Here is a 1,302-nt window from a genome sequence, read left to right as displayed (position 1 = left end):
AATTGCGCGCGCCCGGGAGGACCTCGACGTCCAGGGTGGCCGGGGCCCGCCGCGCGGTCTCGGCGAGGTAGAGTAGATAGGCGATGCCCGCGACCATGGGCGGGGTGTAGCTCGACTGGGAAGAGCAGGATGACGGTTGAGACGCCGACGCCGGCAAGGACCGCGTGTACGACGTTGCCGACCGGCGTCGTCAGGCCGGCGACCGTGCCCGAGCCGAGCGTGTATGAGAGGACGAGCACCATGTCGGGGCCCGGCGACAGCACGAGCACGACGGCGGCGGCGAGGAACACGGCGTAGGTTTGCGGATCGAGAATCGGCGTTCGGCTTGGTCGACTTGCGAACGCGGCGACCTTATCCGAGCTCCGCCTCGACCGCGACCTTGTCGACCACGGACCGGACCTCGACAACCTTGCCGCCCTTGAAGCGATAGAAGACGTTCTCCGTGAATCGGACGCGCCGGCCGTCAACCGCCACGCCCATGAAGTCGCCGCCCGGGTGGCAATCGAAGGAGAGCCGGCTCGCGACCCAGGCGCCCTCGACGACCAGGAGCTCGATCTCGAACCGGATGTCCGGCACGGTGGCGACATCCTCCTCCAGCATGGCTCGGTAGCCGCAGACGCCGAGGCGGTTGCCGTTGCGCGTGACGCCCTCGTCCACGTAGTTGCCGAGGCGGTCCCAGTCCCGAGCGTTCAGGCAGTCCAAGTAGGCACGGTAGGCTTGTCGCAGGTCGCTCATGGCCGCCTCAGGTCTCCAAGCGGTTGGATACGCCGATCCCGCTCCACAGGAGCCCGATCAGCGCTTCGACGTGCGCCTCCCGCGACGCGTCCGCGTGGCCGCAGACCCCGGCCATGGTGGCGCGATGATAGAGCGAACCCAAGATGGTCGAGGCGAGCGCGTCGACGTCGCAGGCGCCGATCCGTCCAAGTCTTTGCGCCCGTCGAAACCAGTCGAGGAAGGCGCGATAGCTGCGCGCCGGGGCGGCGTCGTCCTCCGCCGGCAGCGGCCGCATCTTGTCCTTGGGGATGCCGGCCGCGCGCAGGACGGCCATGCCCGCGTGCAGATCCTCGAAGAAGGCGGCGATGACCTTGGCGTGCCCCGAGAGCTGCTAGGTGATCGGACGTCCGTCCGGTCCGGCCTCCAAGTCCGCGACCCACGGGATCTCGTCCGGCACGCCGAGCGCCGCCAGCATCAGCCCTTCCTTCGAGCCGAAGCGGTTGAAAATCGTCGTGTGGCTGACGCCGAGCTCGCGGCCGATCTCCTGGGCGGATACCCCGGCGCCGCGCGCCAGGAAGCGGGCACGCG

General features: G+C 69.3%; 3 protein-coding genes. All 3 read right to left on the bottom strand.

The window, feature by feature from the left end; all coding sequences use genetic code 11:
- Positions 1-351 precede the first annotated feature (351 nt).
- Positions 352-735: an ester cyclase gene (locus ABTY56_RS38680; RefSeq protein ID WP_350634383.1), complete on the bottom strand. Its 384-nt coding sequence runs from the start codon at positions 733-735 to the stop codon at positions 352-354.
- 7 nt (positions 736-742) lie between these two features.
- On the bottom strand, positions 743-1,048 hold the full coding sequence (locus ABTY56_RS38675; RefSeq protein ID WP_350634382.1) for a hypothetical protein: 306 nt from the start codon (positions 1,046-1,048) through the stop codon (positions 743-745).
- A 57-nt stretch (positions 1,049-1,105) separates the two neighbouring features.
- A partial coding sequence (locus tag ABTY56_RS38670) for a helix-turn-helix domain-containing protein (RefSeq protein ID WP_350634381.1) occupies positions 1,106-1,302 on the bottom strand: 197 nt, incomplete at its 5' end.

Origin of the sequence: Kitasatospora sp. NPDC097691 (genome assembly GCF_040302665.1) — a bacterium.
Taxonomy (GTDB): Bacteria; Actinomycetota; Actinomycetes; order Streptomycetales; family Streptomycetaceae; genus Kitasatospora.
The sequence above is the reverse complement of the archived record's forward strand: the minus strand, read 5'-3'. Positions and strand labels throughout refer to the sequence as shown.

Bases quoted from the DNA above. Each gene is read 5' to 3' on its own strand.
- ABTY56_RS38675 (WP_350634382.1), bottom strand. From the start codon at position 1,048: ATGGCCGTCCTGCGCGCGGCCGGCATCCCCAAGGACAAGATGCGGCCG.
- ABTY56_RS38680 (WP_350634383.1), bottom strand. From the start codon at position 735: ATGAGCGACCTGCGACAAGCCTACCGTGCCTACTTGGACTGCCTGAAC.